The organism is Gracilibacillus marinus, from assembly GCF_042651725.1.
Lineage (GTDB): Bacteria > Bacillota > Bacilli > Bacillales > Amphibacillaceae > Gracilibacillus > Gracilibacillus marinus.
Genome location: NZ_JBHSDV010000003.1, coordinates 83267 through 101131, shown reverse-complemented (window position 1 = coordinate 101131; position 17865 = coordinate 83267). Strand labels below are relative to the sequence as shown.

General features: G+C 33.9%; 22 protein-coding genes and 3 other annotated features. Of the genes, 3 read left to right on the top strand and 19 right to left on the bottom strand.

The genetic code is table 11. The features are described 5' to 3' along the window. Positions 1–14 precede the first annotated feature (14 nt). Positions 15–249, bottom strand: a binding site (T-box leader). A 64-nt stretch (positions 250–313) separates the two neighbouring features. Beyond that, on the bottom strand, positions 314–1051 hold the full coding sequence (locus tag ACFOZ1_RS10695; RefSeq protein WP_390199170.1) for a TrmH family RNA methyltransferase: 738 nt from the start codon (positions 1049–1051) through the stop codon (positions 314–316). Positions 1052–1147: 96 nt separating this feature from the next. Here ACFOZ1_RS10695 and sspI point away from each other — a divergent pair, with 96 nt between their 5' ends. Both sspI and ACFOZ1_RS10685 read left to right on the top strand, forming a co-directional pair. Further along, on the top strand, positions 1148–1354 hold the full coding sequence (gene sspI / locus ACFOZ1_RS10690; RefSeq protein ID WP_390199168.1) for a small acid-soluble spore protein SspI: 207 nt from the start codon (positions 1148–1150) through the stop codon (positions 1352–1354). Positions 1355–1722: 368 nt separating this feature from the next. Then, complete coding sequence (locus tag ACFOZ1_RS10685; RefSeq protein WP_390199166.1) at positions 1723–2337, top strand: lytic transglycosylase domain-containing protein; 615 nt, start codon at positions 1723–1725, stop codon at positions 2335–2337. 78 nt (positions 2338–2415) lie between these two features. On the opposite strand, the gene ACFOZ1_RS10680 is transcribed toward ACFOZ1_RS10685, so the two are convergent. Further along, the gene (locus ACFOZ1_RS10680) at positions 2416–3492 is read right to left on the bottom strand and encodes a M42 family metallopeptidase (RefSeq protein WP_390199163.1); all 1077 of its coding nucleotides are present in this window, start codon (positions 3490–3492) and stop codon (positions 2416–2418) included. A gap of 16 nt (positions 3493–3508) precedes the next feature. Continuing rightward, positions 3509–3997, bottom strand: coding sequence for a dUTP diphosphatase (locus ACFOZ1_RS10675; protein ID WP_390199162.1), 489 nt, complete (start codon positions 3995–3997; stop codon positions 3509–3511). Positions 3998–4131: 134 nt separating this feature from the next. On the opposite strand from ACFOZ1_RS10675, the gene ACFOZ1_RS10670 reads away from it, so the two are divergent. Beyond that, positions 4132–4515 carry a sigma-w pathway protein ysdB gene (locus tag ACFOZ1_RS10670; RefSeq protein WP_390199160.1) on the top strand — a complete coding sequence of 128 codons (384 nt, stop codon included), beginning with the start codon at positions 4132–4134 and terminating at the stop codon, positions 4513–4515. A 64-nt stretch (positions 4516–4579) separates the two neighbouring features. On the opposite strand, the gene ACFOZ1_RS10665 is transcribed toward ACFOZ1_RS10670, so the two are convergent. The 16 genes from ACFOZ1_RS10665 to mutM form a co-directional block, all read right to left on the bottom strand. Continuing rightward, entirely contained in the window at positions 4580–5155 is a 576-nt protein-coding gene (locus ACFOZ1_RS10665; RefSeq protein ID WP_390199159.1) for a TVP38/TMEM64 family protein, read from the bottom strand. A 47-nt stretch (positions 5156–5202) separates the two neighbouring features. Further along, on the bottom strand, positions 5203–5463 hold the full coding sequence (locus ACFOZ1_RS10660) for a DUF1294 domain-containing protein (RefSeq protein ID WP_390199158.1): 261 nt from the start codon (positions 5461–5463) through the stop codon (positions 5203–5205). Between the two features lie 68 nt (positions 5464–5531). After that, the gene (gene rplT, locus ACFOZ1_RS10655) at positions 5532–5888 is read right to left on the bottom strand and encodes a 50S ribosomal protein L20 (protein ID WP_390199156.1); all 357 of its coding nucleotides are present in this window, start codon (positions 5886–5888) and stop codon (positions 5532–5534) included. A gap of 61 nt (positions 5889–5949) precedes the next feature. Beyond that, positions 5950–6144, bottom strand: a complete 195-nt coding sequence (rpmI, locus tag ACFOZ1_RS10650; RefSeq protein WP_390199154.1) for a 50S ribosomal protein L35 — start codon at positions 6142–6144, stop codon at positions 5950–5952. 36 nt (positions 6145–6180) lie between these two features. Next, entirely contained in the window at positions 6181–6687 is a 507-nt protein-coding gene (gene infC / locus ACFOZ1_RS10645; protein WP_390199739.1) for a translation initiation factor IF-3, read from the bottom strand. An 85-nt stretch (positions 6688–6772) separates the two neighbouring features. Further along, positions 6773–6905: a sequence feature (ribosomal protein L20 leader region), on the bottom strand. A 248-nt stretch (positions 6906–7153) separates the two neighbouring features. After that, positions 7154–8128, bottom strand: coding sequence for an aldo/keto reductase family protein (locus tag ACFOZ1_RS10640; RefSeq protein ID WP_390199152.1), 975 nt, complete (start codon positions 8126–8128; stop codon positions 7154–7156). A gap of 109 nt (positions 8129–8237) precedes the next feature. Further along, complete coding sequence (gene thrS, locus ACFOZ1_RS10635; protein ID WP_390199150.1) at positions 8238–10184, bottom strand: threonine--tRNA ligase; 1947 nt, start codon at positions 10182–10184, stop codon at positions 8238–8240. 117 nt (positions 10185–10301) lie between these two features. After that, positions 10302–10531 (bottom strand) — a binding site (T-box leader). Between the two features lie 48 nt (positions 10532–10579). After that, entirely contained in the window at positions 10580–11428 is an 849-nt protein-coding gene (gene ytxC, locus ACFOZ1_RS10630) for a sporulation protein YtxC (RefSeq protein ID WP_390199737.1), read from the bottom strand. A 299-nt stretch (positions 11429–11727) separates the two neighbouring features. Further along, on the bottom strand, positions 11728–12660 hold the full coding sequence (gene dnaI / locus ACFOZ1_RS10625) for a primosomal protein DnaI (RefSeq protein ID WP_390199148.1): 933 nt from the start codon (positions 12658–12660) through the stop codon (positions 11728–11730). Positions 12661–12672: 12 nt separating this feature from the next. Then, the gene (locus ACFOZ1_RS10620; RefSeq protein WP_390199147.1) at positions 12673–14046 is read right to left on the bottom strand and encodes a replication initiation and membrane attachment family protein; all 1374 of its coding nucleotides are present in this window, start codon (positions 14044–14046) and stop codon (positions 12673–12675) included. Positions 14047–14058: 12 nt separating this feature from the next. Continuing rightward, positions 14059–14526 carry a transcriptional regulator NrdR gene (nrdR, locus tag ACFOZ1_RS10615; protein WP_390199145.1) on the bottom strand — a complete coding sequence of 156 codons (468 nt, stop codon included), beginning with the start codon at positions 14524–14526 and terminating at the stop codon, positions 14059–14061. 18 nt (positions 14527–14544) lie between these two features. Continuing rightward, the gene (locus tag ACFOZ1_RS10610; RefSeq protein ID WP_390199143.1) at positions 14545–14934 is read right to left on the bottom strand and encodes a cytosolic protein; all 390 of its coding nucleotides are present in this window, start codon (positions 14932–14934) and stop codon (positions 14545–14547) included. A 154-nt stretch (positions 14935–15088) separates the two neighbouring features. Then, positions 15089–15466, bottom strand: coding sequence for an adenosylmethionine decarboxylase (gene speD, locus ACFOZ1_RS10605; RefSeq protein WP_390199141.1), 378 nt, complete (start codon positions 15464–15466; stop codon positions 15089–15091). 266 nt (positions 15467–15732) lie between these two features. Further along, positions 15733–16329, bottom strand: a complete 597-nt coding sequence (gene coaE, locus ACFOZ1_RS10600) for a dephospho-CoA kinase (protein ID WP_390199139.1) — start codon at positions 16327–16329, stop codon at positions 15733–15735. A gap of 22 nt (positions 16330–16351) precedes the next feature. Beyond that, a complete protein-coding gene (locus ACFOZ1_RS10595) occupies positions 16352–16954 on the bottom strand; it encodes a manganese efflux pump (protein ID WP_390199138.1) in 603 nt (200 codons plus the stop codon). Positions 16955–17000: 46 nt separating this feature from the next. Continuing rightward, the gene (mutM, locus tag ACFOZ1_RS10590; protein ID WP_390199136.1) at positions 17001–17840 is read right to left on the bottom strand and encodes a DNA-formamidopyrimidine glycosylase; all 840 of its coding nucleotides are present in this window, start codon (positions 17838–17840) and stop codon (positions 17001–17003) included. Positions 17841–17865: the final 25 nt, after the last annotated feature.

Below are 17865 nucleotides of genomic sequence, written 5' to 3'. Positions count from 1 at the left end.
AAGCCCCATCCCTAATAAGGGACGAGACTTGACGTTTCGCGGTACCACCCTTGTTGATATATGAATCTATATCCACTCGTGTCATTGATAACGGATGTTTTATCCGGCACACCTTTACTCTAATCGAGGTCTAAGTGTCAGCTCCAGAGTGAAATGCAATAAGCATCATTTGAAACACTTCCAGTCTATGGTGCTTCATCCCTTTAAAAATGATGTGAATCTTATTACTAGCTCCTTCAAAGCTTTTATATTAGTTTTACTTCATATAGTATAATGAATCAAAAGCGTTGTTGCAAGTCCAATCTAAAAATGTTTACAATTTTACTACATGATACATTAATACTGCTGCAGCTATACTCACATTTAATGATTCTGCTTGACCATATATAGGAATCGTAACAATTTCATCTGCTTCTTTCATTAATGATGGATGCACACCTGCACCCTCATTTCCTACGATTATCGCCATTTTTTCCGTAATAGGCATTTCATACATATTTGTTGCATTTTCTAGTCCTGTTGCCCAAACAGTGACTCCGTTCTCTTTAAGTTTTGCAATTTCTTCTAACAAATCTGCTTGGTATATGGATAAATGAAAAATAGAACCTTGCGTTGCTCTGATGACTTTATCATTAAACACATCTACAGATCCTTTTCCTAAAACAACTGTATCAAACCCCGCCGCATCTGCTGTGCGAATCATTGTACCAACATTCCCTGGATCTTGTACATTATCTAAAAGCAATACTCGATTGTTAGGAGAACCTTGCTTCAATTTCTTCTCAACTACCGCTACAACACCTTGAGGGGATTTTGTATCAGTTATCTTTTGTAACACATTCTCAGTTACTTCGACACATTTGTACTGTGCCAAATAATCAATAGTAGCTTTAGGTGTATGTATAATTTCTACAATATTACAATCACTCTTATGTGCTTCCTCAATCAAGTGAAAGCCTTCCACTAGAAACAGTCCTAGTTGGTCTCTTCCTTTCTTTTGTTTTAATTTTGTCCATTCTTTTACTTTTTCATTTTTTACTGAAGTAATCATGCTATTCATCCTTGTATTATTTGATAAATTAATCATACATATTTTCTTATAGGTTGGTCAAACTAAAACGACAAAATACTAGTGAGGTGTTTAAAAATGGATTTAAATTTACGAAAAGCAATTAAGTCAAATATTCACGGAAATACAGCAGATGATTTAGAAGCAACCATCGTAGATGCGATTAAAAGTGGAGAAGAAAAAATGTTACCTGGATTAGGTGTATTATTTGAATTATATTGGGAAACTGCATCCACAGAAGATAAAGAGGAAGTTTTGCAAGCACTAGAAAAAGCGGTACAGTAATAGCCTGATAATATGTTCATCCTGGGATTCTATTAACAATGTTCAAAACTTATGCTAAGCAAATCTGAATATGAAAAAAGCCGATTTTTTCTTCGCTACGGAATCATCGGCTTTCATTCGTTGATAAAGCGAATAATGTGAATTTAATTAAACCATTTTTTCTTGTTATAAGTATCTTCCATAAGAAATTTCACCTATACTATACACATCCGCTCATCACATTTACGGATGTGTTTTTCATTATCAAATTATGCTGTAAACGACTTATTTTTTATATGTTTTTATGACTATTTCGCATTGTAAAAATAGTCAAATGGATGTATAGTAAAGATATAGTATTGAATAGGTACTACTAGGAGGACAATCTAGTGAATATATCTTATATCCAATATGCCATGCAGGCACAAATGATGGCAAATCTTACAAATTCATCGTCAACTAATCAGGTAATGACAAATGATTTTGATACATTATTACAATCACTTATCTCTCAAACAGAATTAGCACAGAACGGTAATACTCAACAGGCCCCTTCTATTCGAGAATTACTTCAATCTACATCGAATGTCACACTTCCGGTAGCTAGTGGTGATGCGTATGTAAGTAACTCTTCTATAGATAGCTTGATTGAGGAAGCCGGATCTACATACAATGTCGATACAAAATTAATACATTCCGTAATTCAGGCTGAATCAGGGTATAATCAAAATGCAGTGAGTCAAGCAGGTGCACAAGGATTCATGCAACTAATGCCTACAACTGCTCAAAGTCTTGGTGTAACAGATGCATTTGACGCACGTCAGAATATATTTGCTGGTACAAAATACTTAAGCCAAATGTTAACTAAATATAATGGAAACAAACAATTAGCATTAGCAGCATATAACGCAGGTCCTGGTAATGTGGATAAACACAACGGGGTTCCTCCATTTAATGAAACACAAAATTATGTAAAAAAAGTATTAGGAAATTATTTCGCTTAAAATTAAATATAGCAAAAGCCGAACTCTCTCATTGAAGTAGTTCGGCTTTTCTTTCCTTGTGTGTAACATGTGGTATTCTTAATCAAACGTAATATTTTTGACTGTATCTGAATCTAAATTTTTGATTACTTCAACTAACAATCGAACAGCATTTTCGAAATCATCTTGATGCAAGATTGCTGCATGTGTATGAATATAACGAGTTGCTACAGTAATAGACAATGCAGGCACACCATTTGCTGTAACGTGAATAGAGCCAGAATCCGTTCCTCCACCAGCCATTGTGGCGTACTGATAAGGAATTTGATGTTGATCTGCTGTTTTTACTACAAAATCTCTTAGTCCTTTATGTGACACCATTGAGGCATCGTATAAAATAATTTGAGGTCCTTCACCAATTTTGCTATCTGCTTCTTTTGCTGATATACCAGGTGTATCCCCAGCAATACCAACATCTACAGCAAAACCGATATCTGGCTTAATGGTATGTGTCGCTGTTTTCGCACCGCGTAAGCCTACTTCTTCTTGTATTGTTGCAACACCATACACGATATTAGGATGTTGTTCATCTTTAAGACGTTTCAATACTTCAATTGCTATTGCACAGCCAATACGATTATCCCATGCTTTAGCAAGTAATAATTTTTCATTCTTCATTTGCGTAAATTCGAAATATGGTACGATGGAATCACCAGGTAATACACCAAATTCCATTGCTTCTTCTTTACTTGTTGCACCAATATCAATAAACATATCTTTAATCTCTACAGGCTTCTTTCGTGCCTCTGGTGAAAGGATATGTGGTGGTTTGGAGCCGATAATACCTGTCACATCCCCATTCTTAGTCATAATCGTCACACGTTGCGCAAGCATTACTTGACTCCACCAACCACCAACTGTTTGAAAATATACAAAGCCATTATCGTCAATTCGTGTCACCATAAATCCTACTTCATCTAAATGTCCTGCAATCATAATCTTTGGTCCATTTTCTTGGCCGATTTTTTCAGCAATTAAACTACCTAGATGATCTGTATACACTCGATCGGCATATGGAGAAATCCACTTTTTCATCACATCACGTGGTTCCTTCTCGTCTCCAGGAATTCCCCTTGCATCTGTTAATTCCTTTAACATTGTTAACATCTCGTTCATTTGAATACCTCCATCTTTAATAACCTGAGTTTTGTCGTTCAAAATTAATCTTATTCTTCTCCATATAGGCATTTTTTATATCATTTGAAGTAAAACCTAATTGAAGTCCTAATTGTAGATATGTATCAAATAAATTATAAAACACACTTGATGTACGTTTATTACTCAATATCTGAATGGCTTCATAAATATGTAAAAAGGATGTTGTTAACTCTTCTTCTTTCTTTTCTATTTCTTTTGGCTGATATGTATCAATACCTAGCGCGAGCCCAAGTGATAAGATAAAGTGTATGCCATCTACATATTCTTCTGCAATGACAGATTTCTCACTTGGTGGCTTCAAACTCCAATATTTAAAACAACGCGTTTCATTTGCAAGTTCTCCAACTTCTACTAATAATGCCAATAGTTTTTTGTCAAAAATCTCTTCATTCTTTACGTCATGTTGTTTTAAAATGTATTGATCAAGCTCATACTGCATAGTAAATAATGTATTCCAGTTCATAGTCCACCTCTTTCCAGTCCTTCTTTCATTATTATAGCATGTTTTTTTTATTTTTTTGAAACCTTTGCACTTGCTCATTCGTATACGATGTATATAATAGACTTGGCATATGTTGTTGAAGGAGTGAACTTACTATGATTATTATTCTATTCAGATTACTTGTTCTTATTGCGATTGTGATACTTATTTATACTGCATTTAAATATTTAGTGAACCCAAAGCGCAAACTTGAAGTGGCTCAAGACAAAAAAGAGTTTTATTTCTTGGATTATAACGATAACATTAAAAAGAATTTTTTCATTACGTACAAAGGATTTTTATTTGAAGGAGAAAAATATCTAGGTACAACAGAAGACTCTTTTGAAGTCATCACTATTATTATGCATACACATCAACCAGAGCGATTAAAAGGATTTGAACGAAAGGATTTATATTTCTTAGAAGAAGAAATTCTTATTCGTTATCCACATGCCACGATCGAATGGAAACATCCCGTTGATAAATTACGAATTCATTAATAGGAGTATTTGTTAACCATTTAGAAATACAAAAGCACCGTTCCATCTTAGGAAGGTGCTTTTGTTATGAAGAAAAAAATATACTCCATTTAATAATAATCTGCTTTTTTCTAGTTATATAAATCAGGAGTAACATCACTAAACAAACTGGTATCATGATATAAATTGACACATCTTTAATCGATTGGCCAAATGCAGTATAAAAAAATGACAAAGGTGTTACTGTAATAAACGTTGTCCTCAAATAGGAAGAAAAACTCTCCTTCGACATCTCATATAAACAATAAGATAACAAGTGAAAATGCATAAATGGCAATAGCCGAAGCAAACATATTTGTGTGAGTGTCAGTTCTTTATGTTTACCGAACATTTTCTCTTCTACTTTTTTACATTTTGACGTTAGTTTTGGTACAATTTGCATGATACCATAGAAAATAATACTTGATAATGTTAAACCAATCACAGAATAAACTGTGCCTGCTACTGTTCCAAATAGGATACCTCCTGTTACACACAATAAGAGCACAGGGAAAAAGAAAAAAGGCCTTATTAAATGAATAATAATAAATCCTATTGGTGCAATGAACATATAATTATCGATTAATCGGAATTCTTGTAGCCACTCTACATTCCCCATCATAGTTAATCACTCCTCTGCATTAGGAGTATATGACAGTGTACGAGCTGTTATGACAATATGATGTAATAATAGATAAGAAGACTACAATGTACAATACTTAAGAAAGGTAACCCAAACACAAAAATAGTATGTTTCGTTTTATGTCTAAACATATACATGCCTAGAGTACACCCTAATGCACCACCTATAACAGCCACAAGCCAAATTCTCTGTTCAGGAATACGCCATTGTTGTTTTCTTGCCTTTCTTTTGTCGACACTCATCACAAAAAATCCAATCACATTCATACAAAGTAAATAAATCCACATAAATATACATCCTAACTAGTAAAAAAGGATTGTCTCATCTATTAATGAAACAATCCTTTGATTAATAATTATTTTAAAGCAGATTTTGCTTGTTCTGCTAATTGTGCAAATGCTTTTTCGTCACTTATAGCTAACTCTGCTAACATTTTACGGTTAACTTCGATACCAGCTAATTTTAAGCCATGCATGAAACGGCTATAAGAAAGACCATTTACACGTGCTGCAGCGTTAATACGTGCGATCCATAATTTACGGAAATCACGTTTTTTCTGACGACGGTCACGATAAGCATATTGACCTGATTTAATAACTTGTTGTTTCGCTACTTTAAATAGTGAGTGTTTTGCACCATAGTAACCTTTAGCTAACTTTAATATACGTTTACGACGTTTACGTGTAACTGTTCCACCTTTAACACGTGGCATAATAATTCCCTCCTAGTATATATCAACGAATCTAAGTTTATATTTGTAGTTGTATGATTGCTTATTTAGGCAACATTTGTTTGATACGGCTGTAATCGCCTGCAGATACTACTGCTGATTTACGCAATTTACGTTTTTGTTTTTGAGATTTGTTTGCAAACAAGTGACTTGTATATGCATGGGAACGTTTTACCTTCCCAGAACCTGTTTTTTTGAAACGTTTTGCAGTACCTCTATGTGACTTCATCTTTGGCATAATAGTTCCTCCTTGTAAAGCTGTGTATAGTTCGTATTATTTCTTATCCGTGATAGGAGCAAGCATTAAGAACATACTACGACCTTCCATTTTTGCTTTTTGTTCAACAGTGGAAAGATCTTTACATTCCTCAGCCATTCTCTCTAACACTTTTTGACCTAACTCTTTATGGGTAATCGCACGTCCACGGAAACGAATAGAGACTTTAACTTTATCGCCTTTTTCCAAGAACTTACGTGCGTTACGAAGCTTTGTATTGAAATCATGTTCTTCAATTCCAGGGCTTAAACGTACTTCTTTTACGTTAATAATTTTTTGCTTCTTACGTGCTTCTTTATCTTTCTTTTGTTGCTCAAAACGGAACTTACCATAGTCCATGATACGACATACTGGTGGTTTCGCATTTGGTGCAACTAATACAAGATCAAGATTACGTGTTTGGGCAATTTCTAAAGCTTCTTGACGAGATTTAACTCCTAATTGATCCCCATTTGAATCAATGAGACGAACCTCACGTGCTCGAATATTCTCATTGACATTCATATCTTTGCTAATAATCAGCCACCTCCGAATTTTTATAAAAGCGTAATGAAACATGATCCATTTTGAATAGACAAGTTTAATTTTTTCCATTAAAAAAGTGTCGGTACACATACTGCACCCACACATCATCCATTTCATTACAATTAAGTCGGATAACTATACCTGTCAACTACATCATGTGTCAATCAGGTGAGAAGCGGGTGCTTCTACTTGTCTTTTGAGATCATATTTAATTCACTCCTAATATCTTAACATAGGCATGTAACAATGTCAACTTGCATTTAGAATTTTTGACTATGGCTAGGACACAACTATTGTTTCATATTGAGAAAATTATACACACAACAAAATGATTTGTGTGCATATAACCCGCGGAAAGGGAAACAGACAAGGCGTAGCGGTTGCAAAGCATATACAAAGAGCTTCAGATAACCAATAAGAGTTATCTGAAGCTCATCTTACTCCACTATCTTGCTGGATGAAAATCTTTGATTGGTTCCAAAGTATGTTCGATTTCTTGAATCAATGCTTCTGATAACTTGAAATCAACTGCTTTCACATTCTCTTCTATTTGACTTGGTTTACTTGCACCAATAATCGCTGATGCGACATTTTCTTGTCTTAGAATCCAAGCTAAAGCTAATTGAGATAATTTCATATCATGGTCACTTGCCAATTGATTCAATTTCGAAATGACATGTAAAACGCGTTCATCAAAATAACTATTAATTACCATGTTTGTTTCATTATTAGCTGCTCGACTATCCTTAGGTATACTTTCATTTGGTTTATACTTTCCTGTTAGTACCCCTTGAGCTAATGGTGAAAATACAATCTGACTTATTCCATTTCGAGCGGAGACAGGAATGACTTCTGTTTCAATATATCGTTCAATCATATTGTAAATCGGTTGATTGGATATAAGCGGATGTAACTTCCATTCCTTTTGAACTGCAGCTGCTTTCTCTAATTGGGCTGCAGACCATTCACTTACACCTGCATATAATATCTTTCCTTGCTTTACTAAATCATCTAATGCGAGCATCGTTTCTTCGACAGGTACGTTCGCATCAAAACGGTGACATTGATATAGATCAATATAGTCAAGACCTAATCTTTTTAAGCTGGCATCACATTGTTCCATAATATGTTTTCGCGATAACCCACTTTGATTTGGTTTGTCTCCCATAGGAAAAAACACTTTTGTTGCAACAACATAGCTACTTCTATCATAGTTTTGTAATGTTTTTCCTAATACGATTTCTGCTTGACCCGTTTCATAGGCATTAGCCGTATCAAAGAAATTAATTCCTAGCTCGTATGCTTTATGTATACAATTTTCAGCTGTATTATCTGCAACAGCTTTACCATATGTTAACCAGCTTCCTAACGCTATTTCACTCACTTGTAATCCACTATTTCCTAAATAACGATATTTCATTAAAATCCCTCCCTATTGTCATTATAACCGCTTTCAATCAAAAATGCATTTGTAAAAACCCATTTCTACTATTCTATTCATCAAGTAAAAATGGGTTGTTGATATATCTTTATTTGTCACGTAATGTTCTATTTTTGATTTCATCTGTTATGAGTGAAAGGAATGCATCACATTCAACTGTCTCTGAATCCTTTTCTCCATAACGTCTTACGTTTACTGCATTTTGCTCTACTTCTTTATCTCCAACTACTAAAGCAAATGGGATTTTTTCTGTCTGTGCTTCTCTTATTTTGTAACCAATTTTCTCATCACGTTCATCCAACTCTACACGAATACCATGGAATCGTAACTCTTCTTCTACTTTTTTCGCATAGTCTAAATGCACTTCATTAGATACAGGAATGATACGCGCTTGAATTGGAGCTAACCATGTTGGGAAGGCACCCTTATATTCTTCTAATAAAAATGCAACAAATCTCTCCATCGTAGATACAACACCACGGTGAATAACTACAGGTCGGTGTTCTTTCCCATCTTCACCGATATAAGTTAAATCAAAGCGTTCAGGTAACAAGAAGTCTAGTTGAACAGTTGATAAAGTTTCATCTTTACCTAAGGCTGTTTTTACTTGTACATCAAGCTTAGGACCATAGAATGCCGCTTCTCCTTCTGCTTCCACATACTCAAGTTTTAAGTCTTCCATTGTTTCTTTTAACATGCCTTGTGCTTTTTCCCACATCTCATCATTATCAATATACTTCTCTGTATCTTCTGGATCACGATATGATAAACGGAAATAATAATCTTCAATTCCAAAATCTTTATACACATTTTGCACAAGTTTCACTACACGGCTAAACTCATCTTTTAATTGATCAGGTCTAGCGAAAATATGTGCATCATTTAAAGTCATTCCACGTACACGTTGTAATCCTGCTAAAGCACCTGACATTTCGTGGCGGTGCATTGTACCAAGCTCCGCAATACGGACAGGTAGATTACGGTAACTGTGTAATTGGTTTTTGTATACCATCATATGGTGCGGGCAATTCATTGGTCGTAATACTAAGTCTTCATTATCCATCTCCATAATTGGAAACATATCTTCTTGGTAATGATCCCAGTGTCCACTTGTTTTATATAACTCAACACTACCTAATACAGGTGTATACACATGGTTGTATCCTAGACGTTCTTCCAAATCAACAATATATCGTTCAATTGTACGTCTAATTGTTGCCCCTTTTGGAAGCCATAGTGGTAATCCTTGACCAACTTTTTGAGAAACTGTAAATATCCCTAATTCTTTTCCTAATTTACGGTGATCTCGCTCTTTTGCTTCTTCACGTAAACGAAGATATTCATCAAGCTGACCTTGCTTTTCGAAAGCAGTACCATAAATACGTTGTAACATCTTGTTATTGCTATCGCCTCTCCAATATGCACCTGAAATACTTAGCAATTTGAAAATTTTAATTTTGCTTGTTTGTGGAACATGTATACCGCGACATAAATCAAAAAATTCACCTTGCTCATAAATGGTTACCTTCTCGTCTTCTGGTATTGCATCAAGCAATTCTAATTTCAACTCATCATCAATTTCTTCAAACATTGCTTTTGCTTCGTCACGAGAAACTTCTTTACGAACAATCTCTAAATTCTCATCAACAATACGTTTCATTTCTTTCTCAATCTTAGGTAAGTCTTCTGGTGTGATACTTTCTTCCATATCGATATCATAATAGAAACCACCTTCAATCGTCGGCCCAACACCCAACTTTACATCTTTATACAGTCGTTTAATTGCTTGTGCCATTAAGTGAGCAGTAGAATGACGTAAAATCTCAATACCTTCATCATTTTTTAATGTAATAATTTCAATTGCACCATCATGCTCTAATGGCGTACGCAAATCAAAAAATACACCATCTAATTTTATAGCTACTGCTTGTTTTTTTAATCCTGGTGAAATAGATTGTGCAATTTGTTCTCCATTTACACCTTGATCAAATTGTTTTACTGAACCATCTGGAAAAGTTAATTGGATTTGACTCATTTTTTTCTCTCCTTTTTATTTGCATGAATAAACATTTACCAAGTGTATCTTGAAGCTCATCTCAGTTATTATAAGTGACAAAAAACACAAAAAACGCCCATCCCTCTACTGTAATCGTAAAGGGACGAGCGTTAGCACCCGTGGTTCCACCCAATTTTCCATATAAAAAATATGGCTTCATTATCAATCGATAACGATGATTAATCGCTATTTACTACTAATAATTGGATTCGTAAATAGAGTTCAGAGGTGGTAATAAATTGCGGTATGACAGAAAGCTCACAGCCAATGACTTTCCTCTCTTTAGACATCCATTCAATCTATCTTGTCCTCATCATAACTGATTATAATATATGTGACTATGCGCTATATTATAACCATTAGAAAAAGAAAAATCAAGAACCTTTTTCTTTTTCTATATAAAAGGGAAACTCCTCTAAACTATACAACGAACACTTTTCTTGAAAGATACTCATCACTGTCTGAATTCTCGGTTCATTTGTGTCATAGCAAAACAAATAAATATGATTTGGAGACATACTAATTAATGGGGAAATATCCCATTCATCTTCAGGTAATCCTAATAAATAAAGCGGAAATTGGTTTACGTATTCTCTTAGTTCAGACATCTCCATACATGTACCATCTTCCTTGTAGAATTCGAACGTACTTCCTTCCAGGACATAAATCACATCAAGTTCAGGGTTTTTCCGTTTCACAAATTCGCGCAATGAATGTACATATTCTTGATATTCTTCCTCACGTTTAAATTCATCAATAGCAAGCCCTACTAATTGCGTTAATTGTTCAAAATAATGATGAAACCTAAAGTGAATAATAGAATCATATCTAATGATGTCCTTTTCCATATTCACAAAGAAAATTGCTTGCAAAATATCATGTAATTCATGTTGATGAATTCGGTGTTCATAAATATCTGCATCTTTTTCAATTAACGATATTGCTAAGCTCGTAATGCGTTCCATTTCTGTTTCATTTGAGAAATGATATACTTTTTGTAAAATGGATTCAATTGCTTGTATTTCTCTGTGTCTTACATAAACCATAGCTAATAGTTGAGCAATCTGTTGCTTGCATGATTCCATGACTATCTCTTCATCTGTTACTATATGAACCGTCTGAATATTCCCACGTTTACGTATGGTTCTCCATGTCGGACATTTTTCTCGTAAAAATAAACAAAATGAATCCGCTTCTTGCATTTGATCAAAATAAACTTCCATCAATTCACATCACCCTCATCAGCATCAAACTGCTATAAGTATATGGGGCAAAAGTGAAAAAAATAACCATCTCTCAATAAACCTAATGATTCGCTAATTAATGCGAGAAATGAATGATGTGCGTTTAACTCAATCCGGCTTGCAAGTAAATATAAAATCTCACGATAACCAAAGAGAATTACCTTTAAACACGAAAAAATCCAAACAATTCGATACCACATAGCTTTCGAATCGTTTGGATTTTTTTAGGCAAAAGAGTCCCTATGTTCAATCGGTAATATGTTTTTCTATTCATTTATTTAACTATCTCTGTATCGCTCTTCTAAACCAATTGGTTTGCTTAATTGTTGAATTCTTTCCATAATTCTTCCCGCTTTAATTGTTTCTACATCTCCACGATTGGATATTCCTAAATGCTTTTCTAGTTGATAAAAATCAAAATTAGAAGTAAAAAATACAGGCAATTCTTCTGTCATACGATATTGTAAAATCGCACCAAGAACTTCATCACGAAACCATGCGGACATAGTTTCAGCACCAATATCGTCAAACATGAGTACATCGACATTCTTGAAATGATTCATTTTCATTTGTAAAGAATCATCCTGAATCGAGGCTTTCATCATCCTTACGAACTCTGGCATATAAATAATAGCTGTTGCTATATTCTTTTTTTTCAATTCATTTGCTAGCACACCTAATATATACGATTTACCCGTACCAAATGGACCATGTATATATAAACCTTTACGGAAGTTATCTCTATTATAATATTTCATAAATTCAAGAATTTCTTTGACAATATTTTTTCTTTCATAAGTGTCCGTACTCAATTCTTGCAATTTTGCAGAACGAATTTGCTTTGGCATATACAGACTTTCTACTAAAGATTCTTTTTCTTTTTGTAAATCATCTTGAATTTTGTTATGGCATTTTTCGTACCTTAATGTAATATCATTTCCGTTCTTTTCTACATGAGGGGTATATCCTTTAACAATGTTAATACAACCATTTAGATTCGGGCATTGTTTACATTCTTTTGAAGCTTGCTTATATTCATATAGCTTCATTAGATTTCTGTCCATATCTTCTTCGCTTAGTTCTATATGATTACTTAACACATCTTGGACTGATGGATCTTGTAATACTTCTTCACGTATTTCTTTATATGTCTCTTGTAACCGTTCATTGGAATGTAACCATTGTTTCATTGCCGATTTAATAGGTTTCATCGTTCCCCCCCCTTACTCATCTTTCGTCTGTTGTTGTAAATACTCTGCAAGTAATGCATCCGCTTCTTCTGCACGTTTTTGTTTATCCACTTCTTTATCTGTCGTTTCGTTCTGTTTACGCTCTTCTTTTTGCTTTTTATACCATTCTGGTACAATATCTCTTTTTGTATTTACATATGATTGTCGATTTTGTTTGGTTGATTTTGTCCATTGTTGGTATTTCTTATTCTCCGATTTAGCTAAAGTCATTGCTTGACGAACTGTTTTCACATTTTTTCGTGCCCAGTGACTAGCAATTTTCTCTAAGTAGCTCTTCGTTAACTTCATATCTGTTTTTAACATAACATAATGAATCAACACATTCATTACACCTGGTGTAAGCCCTTGTTGCGTCATAACCTCACTAATTGTCTTTAAATCTTGATTAGAAGCTTTGGCACCATCTGTTAAATCTTCTAACAACTCTTTCGGAGAAATTTGCTCAAGCATGGAGATAAATTGCTCTTCTTGTGTTTTTGGTGCTTGATTTCTTTCATTTGTAGCTAATTTATCTCTATGTTCAATGACTTGAAGAGTGACTTTAGAGGAACTGGATGCCGAAAAATCAAAACACGCTTCCTTAAATTCTTTCTTGTTCAATTGATGATTTTCTCCAATTGCCCAAATTAATGCTTTCTCCACTTCTTGATTCGTCAAATTATATAATCCTTGCATTTGTTGAATTAGCTTCTTGTTCTCATCACTCAGAATCATGTGTTTTGGTAACATTCTTTGATCTAATAATTGGGCTATCCAACCAAAATCAATTGTTGTACCTACAAATATCTCTGAAGTGTTACTTTTATCCTCATGAATGTTATCCACATCTGCTAGATTCTTTAAATAAAATACTTCTTTAAATTTTGCAGTTGTCTCATACATATTTTCAGGATATTGACGTACTTGTTTAGAAAAGGCTTGTTCTATTTTTGCAAATTTCTCTTTCCCAATTTGGTGTAATAGTAATTGGGATAATGTGTCATGTTGAAAAAAAGCACTGCTTGATAACGGAGATTGTATAACATACCTAAATATCCGTTCTGCTTGGTGCTCGATTTCAAATGTTTTAAGTAATCCAATACCTTCTAACTTTCTTCTCGCTCGATAGATACGATCAAGTGGTAACCCGATATAATTCATTAACATATGGTGTGTTTGATAATTTTTATTTTCAAACAACAATGTCGATTCAGATAACAATGTTTGGTAAAGACTAATTGCGTCAATCCCTATAAGCGGTTGATATAAATGTGTTAAGACATGATTATATGATTGTTGTACATCAGACGATAATTCGACAATGTAACGTTCTGCTGGTAATATTTTACCCAAGTCGCCAATACTCATTACATTATCTCCTTACTTCTTATCATGATCTGATCGTATTAAATCTTTTAATTCATTCAAAAACACACTTATATCTTTAAATTGACGATAAACAGATGCAAAGCGAACATATGCCACTTCATCTACATCCACTAATCTATCCATTACCATCTCGCCAATCTCATTACTTTGCACCTCTGATGTTCCTCTGTTTCTTAATTCTTTCTCGATTTCTAATGCGATGTTCTCAATTTGTTCTAATGCAACTGGTCTCTTTTCACAAGCTCTGATTAAACCACGCATTAATTTTTCCCTACTATACTCTTCTCTAGTGCCTTCTTTTTTAACAACAATTAGCGGAACTTCTTCAATTCGTTCAAATGTAGTAAAACGAAATTGACAGGATTCGCACTCTCTTCTTCTTCTAATAGATCGCCCTTCTTCAATTGGTCGCGAATCTAATACTTTTGTGTTTTTGAAATCACAATGTGGACATTTCACGTTCCATCATCCTTACTTTTATTCTGACGTTCCAATATAATCAAGTTCTTTTTTAATCTTGTCATACAATTTAGGGATTAATTTATGGCTATAACCAAAATCAAATGGAATAGATGATTCAGTTGTTGCAGAAATATCAATTGCAGTACGATATGGTTTTACCATAATAATCGTCATAATGATAAATACTTTGCGACCTGCTTTGTAATTAAAGCTTATTTCCCCATGTTCCTTGGAGATTCCAACAATTTCACATTCTTTCATGCCTTTAAACATTGGTTCTAATTTATCAAATGCTTTATCTTTCGTCGTTTTGAAATAATGCGTTCGTAATGCTGGATCCCAATGCTTATCTCTTGTTTCTGAATGATTATTAAAATTCTTATTTATTGTATTACGAAATGACATAAATACCCCACACCTCTTATATATTTATAGTTGTTTTTATTTTAACACGTTTTCATTGAGAAAACGATTAAAGACTATAAATGGAGGTCTTTTTTTAACAAGAATCAAAAAAACTTAAGCGTATTCTTCCTAAGAAGAACCGCTTAAGTCTCATTTACTGTGCTTTTATATTTTGTAGTTGCACCGCACCCATACCGCGTGGAACTTCGATTTTTTCAGTCGTTTTTGCTTCTAGCTCGTCTTGGATAAATTGCACAGCAACATGCGGATCAATAATATCCCCACAAGTATATACATCGATACTAGCATATCCATGTTCAGGAAAGCTGTGAATCGTAAGATGTGATTCTGAAATAATGACAACACCGCTCACACCAAATGGAGCGAACTTGTGAAAAGCAACTTCTCTCACTTCTGCTCCTGCTTTTAAAGCTGCATTGACAAATGTCTTTTCTAACCGTTCCATATCATTCAATATGTCAAGATTACACTCCCATAATTCCGCAATAACATGTCTTCCCATTGTATCCATTTCGATATTCCCCCTTAATTAAAAAATAGGTTCTTCTGAGTAATATGCAATGTATGACCACGGGGGAAAGTTAGTCCAAAGAGGTCCTAACCCTTTAAGCCATCATTTTTAATACACTTATTCAGAAAATCTCTACATAAGCTTATCACATTTCACTCCGTATGCCTATACAAAGACAACAAGATTATATCTGCTTTTTACATTTTTGACAAGCTATTTTCTTGAGTTTTTACAAAAAGCGACATAATTTATTTTTTCCTAGTTTATTATATCAATTCCCATTTTCTAAAAAGCACATCGACTTGTTTTTTTGAATCATCAATAGTATTAGAATTATCAATGATTGCGTCAGCTAATTCTTTCTTCTTTTGTGGAGATAATTGTGCATTCATTCGACTTTTTGCTTCTTGTTCTGTGAACCCATTTCTTTTCATCAATCTTATTAATTGTATCTTTTCATTTGTATATACTAACACCGTCTTATCAACCAAATATTGCAAATTGTTTTCAAACAATAATGGAATATCCATCACTATTATATCATGTCCACTATTTAATAGACATTCCTTTTCCTTTATCATTTGTTCTCTTACTGCAGGATGAACAATACGATTTAGTTTTTCTCTTTCTTCCTGATTTGAAAAAACAATTTGTCCTAAATGTTGTCTGTTTAGTGCCCCATCTTTATTCAATATTACTCGTCCAAATGTTTGAACAAGTTGGTTTAATGCTTTTTCACCAGGCTCCACTACTTTTCTTGCTACAAGATCTGCATCAATCACAGGATAATGATATGTTTCCCTAATATAATTTACGATTGTGCTTTTCCCACTTGCGATATTGCCAGTTACGCCAATAATCAAAATAAACCACGTCCTATGTCGGTTAAAAAATAATTTTGTAGATTCCAATAATGATTAATACACATCCAGGAATAAAAGAAAATTTTGCGATTGTTTGAAAACGAGCAAAATACATTCCTGCTTTCACACCTGTAAACAAAAAGAATGTTGTAATTGCAATGATTGATATGGCAGCAGTTGCAATAGGAATCTCCAAAAAAGATAATGCAATTCCAGCACCAATGGAATCTAATGACAATGCAATTCCCAGAACAACTGCTTCCCACCCGTTAATTTTTCCTGAATTATCTAAATCTGCTTTAATTGGTTTTTTTAATATATCCATTAAAAAACACAAGCTATTCATATAAGGTAATGAAATATTCGGTAGAGGGCATGTGGATAATAAAAAGACAATCCCAATTACTGTCAAGATTATCCCAGCAATGACTTCTGTATAGTCATTTGGGACCTTTGCTAGTGCTATCTCTCCTAAAAACATAGAGAAACTAAAAACCATTCCAACTACGAATGCAATTTTTAACATTTGAAAAAATGACATCGTTAGTTTTTTTAGTCCATATGTGAATGCAATAAAGAAACTATCCATACTTATAGCAATAGCGATCAATACCAATGTAATCAAAGTAATTTGCTCCCTTACAGCTTAATTGCTGTATTATATGGGCAAATCACCTAATCGGTGCAATTTCCTGACATGTTGGGCAATAATGCGTACCTCTTCCGCTTACTTTTATCTTTTCAATTGCTGTACTACAATCATTACATGCTTTCCCTTCTTGCCCATATGCATGCAATTGTTGTTGAAACATTCCTATTTGTCCTTGTGAATTCACATAGGAACGAATAGTTGTACCACCTTCTTGCACAGCTTTCTTCAGAGTAATGGTAGCTGAATCTACTATCTTTTCTATTTGTGCATCAGATAAATCTATACCTTTTGTAAGTGGATGAACCTTTGCAAGAAATAATGTTTCATCAACATAAATATTACCTAAACCTGCGATGACCGTTTGATCTAGCAGTATATTTTTAATCACTCTTGTACTTTTTATAACTTTCTCTTTAAATGTTCCCTTAGAAAAATCTTTTTCCAATGGGTCTTTTGCCAATTGACTTAGAGGTTTGATGAAATCCTCTGTCCCTTTTTCAAATACATGCATCGTTCCAAATTTACGTACATCTCGGTAACGTAATTCAGAGTCATCCGTAAATTGAAAAATAACATGCGTATGTGGAAGCAACTCTTCTGCTTTAGGATGCACACCATACTTACCTTCCATCCGCAAATGAGAGACAAGCACATGATGATTTAAATCAAACAGCAAAAATTTACCTTTTCGTCGAATATCTAATATTTCTTGCCCAATTAATAATTGTTTAAAGTGCTCCGTATCATTTGGTTCTTGTATGATTTTTGGCCAATGAATCATAATTTCTTTTATCTCTTTTCCAATGACCAATTGTTTTAATGTTTGTCGAATGGTTTCTACCTCTGGTAATTCTGGCAATGTATATTCCCCGCTTTTAATTGTA

What these genes read in the sequence shown, in the direction of transcription:
- ACFOZ1_RS10695 (WP_390199170.1), bottom strand. Translation starts at nt 1,051, where the DNA reads ATGATTACTTCAGTAAAAAATGAAAAAGTAAAAGAATGGACAAAATTA.
- sspI (WP_390199168.1), top strand. Translation starts at nt 1,148, where the DNA reads ATGGATTTAAATTTACGAAAAGCAATTAAGTCAAATATTCACGGAAAT.
- ACFOZ1_RS10680 (WP_390199163.1), bottom strand. Translation starts at nt 3,492, where the DNA reads ATGAACGAGATGTTAACAATGTTAAAGGAATTAACAGATGCAAGGGGA.
- ACFOZ1_RS10675 (WP_390199162.1), bottom strand. Translation starts at nt 3,997, where the DNA reads ATGAACTGGAATACATTATTTACTATGCAGTATGAGCTTGATCAATAC.
- ACFOZ1_RS10670 (WP_390199160.1), top strand. Translation starts at nt 4,132, where the DNA reads ATGATTATTATTCTATTCAGATTACTTGTTCTTATTGCGATTGTGATA.
- ACFOZ1_RS10665 (WP_390199159.1), bottom strand. Translation starts at nt 5,155, where the DNA reads ATGATGGGGAATGTAGAGTGGCTACAAGAATTCCGATTAATCGATAAT.
- ACFOZ1_RS10660 (WP_390199158.1), bottom strand. Translation starts at nt 5,463, where the DNA reads ATGTGGATTTATTTACTTTGTATGAATGTGATTGGATTTTTTGTGATG.
- rplT (WP_390199156.1), bottom strand. Translation starts at nt 5,888, where the DNA reads ATGCCACGTGTTAAAGGTGGAACAGTTACACGTAAACGTCGTAAACGT.
- rpmI (WP_390199154.1), bottom strand. Translation starts at nt 6,144, where the DNA reads ATGCCAAAGATGAAGTCACATAGAGGTACTGCAAAACGTTTCAAAAAA.
- infC (WP_390199739.1), bottom strand. Translation starts at nt 6,687, where the DNA reads ATGAATGTCAATGAGAATATTCGAGCACGTGAGGTTCGTCTCATTGAT.
- ACFOZ1_RS10640 (WP_390199152.1), bottom strand. Translation starts at nt 8,128, where the DNA reads ATGAAATATCGTTATTTAGGAAATAGTGGATTACAAGTGAGTGAAATA.
- thrS (WP_390199150.1), bottom strand. Translation starts at nt 10,184, where the DNA reads ATGAGTCAAATCCAATTAACTTTTCCAGATGGTTCAGTAAAACAATTT.
- ytxC (WP_390199737.1), bottom strand. Translation starts at nt 11,428, where the DNA reads ATGGAAGTTTATTTTGATCAAATGCAAGAAGCGGATTCATTTTGTTTA.
- dnaI (WP_390199148.1), bottom strand. Translation starts at nt 12,660, where the DNA reads ATGAAACCTATTAAATCGGCAATGAAACAATGGTTACATTCCAATGAA.
- ACFOZ1_RS10620 (WP_390199147.1), bottom strand. Translation starts at nt 14,046, where the DNA reads ATGAGTATTGGCGACTTGGGTAAAATATTACCAGCAGAACGTTACATT.
- ACFOZ1_RS10610 (WP_390199143.1), bottom strand. Translation starts at nt 14,934, where the DNA reads ATGTCATTTCGTAATACAATAAATAAGAATTTTAATAATCATTCAGAA.
- speD (WP_390199141.1), bottom strand. Translation starts at nt 15,466, where the DNA reads ATGGATACAATGGGAAGACATGTTATTGCGGAATTATGGGAGTGTAAT.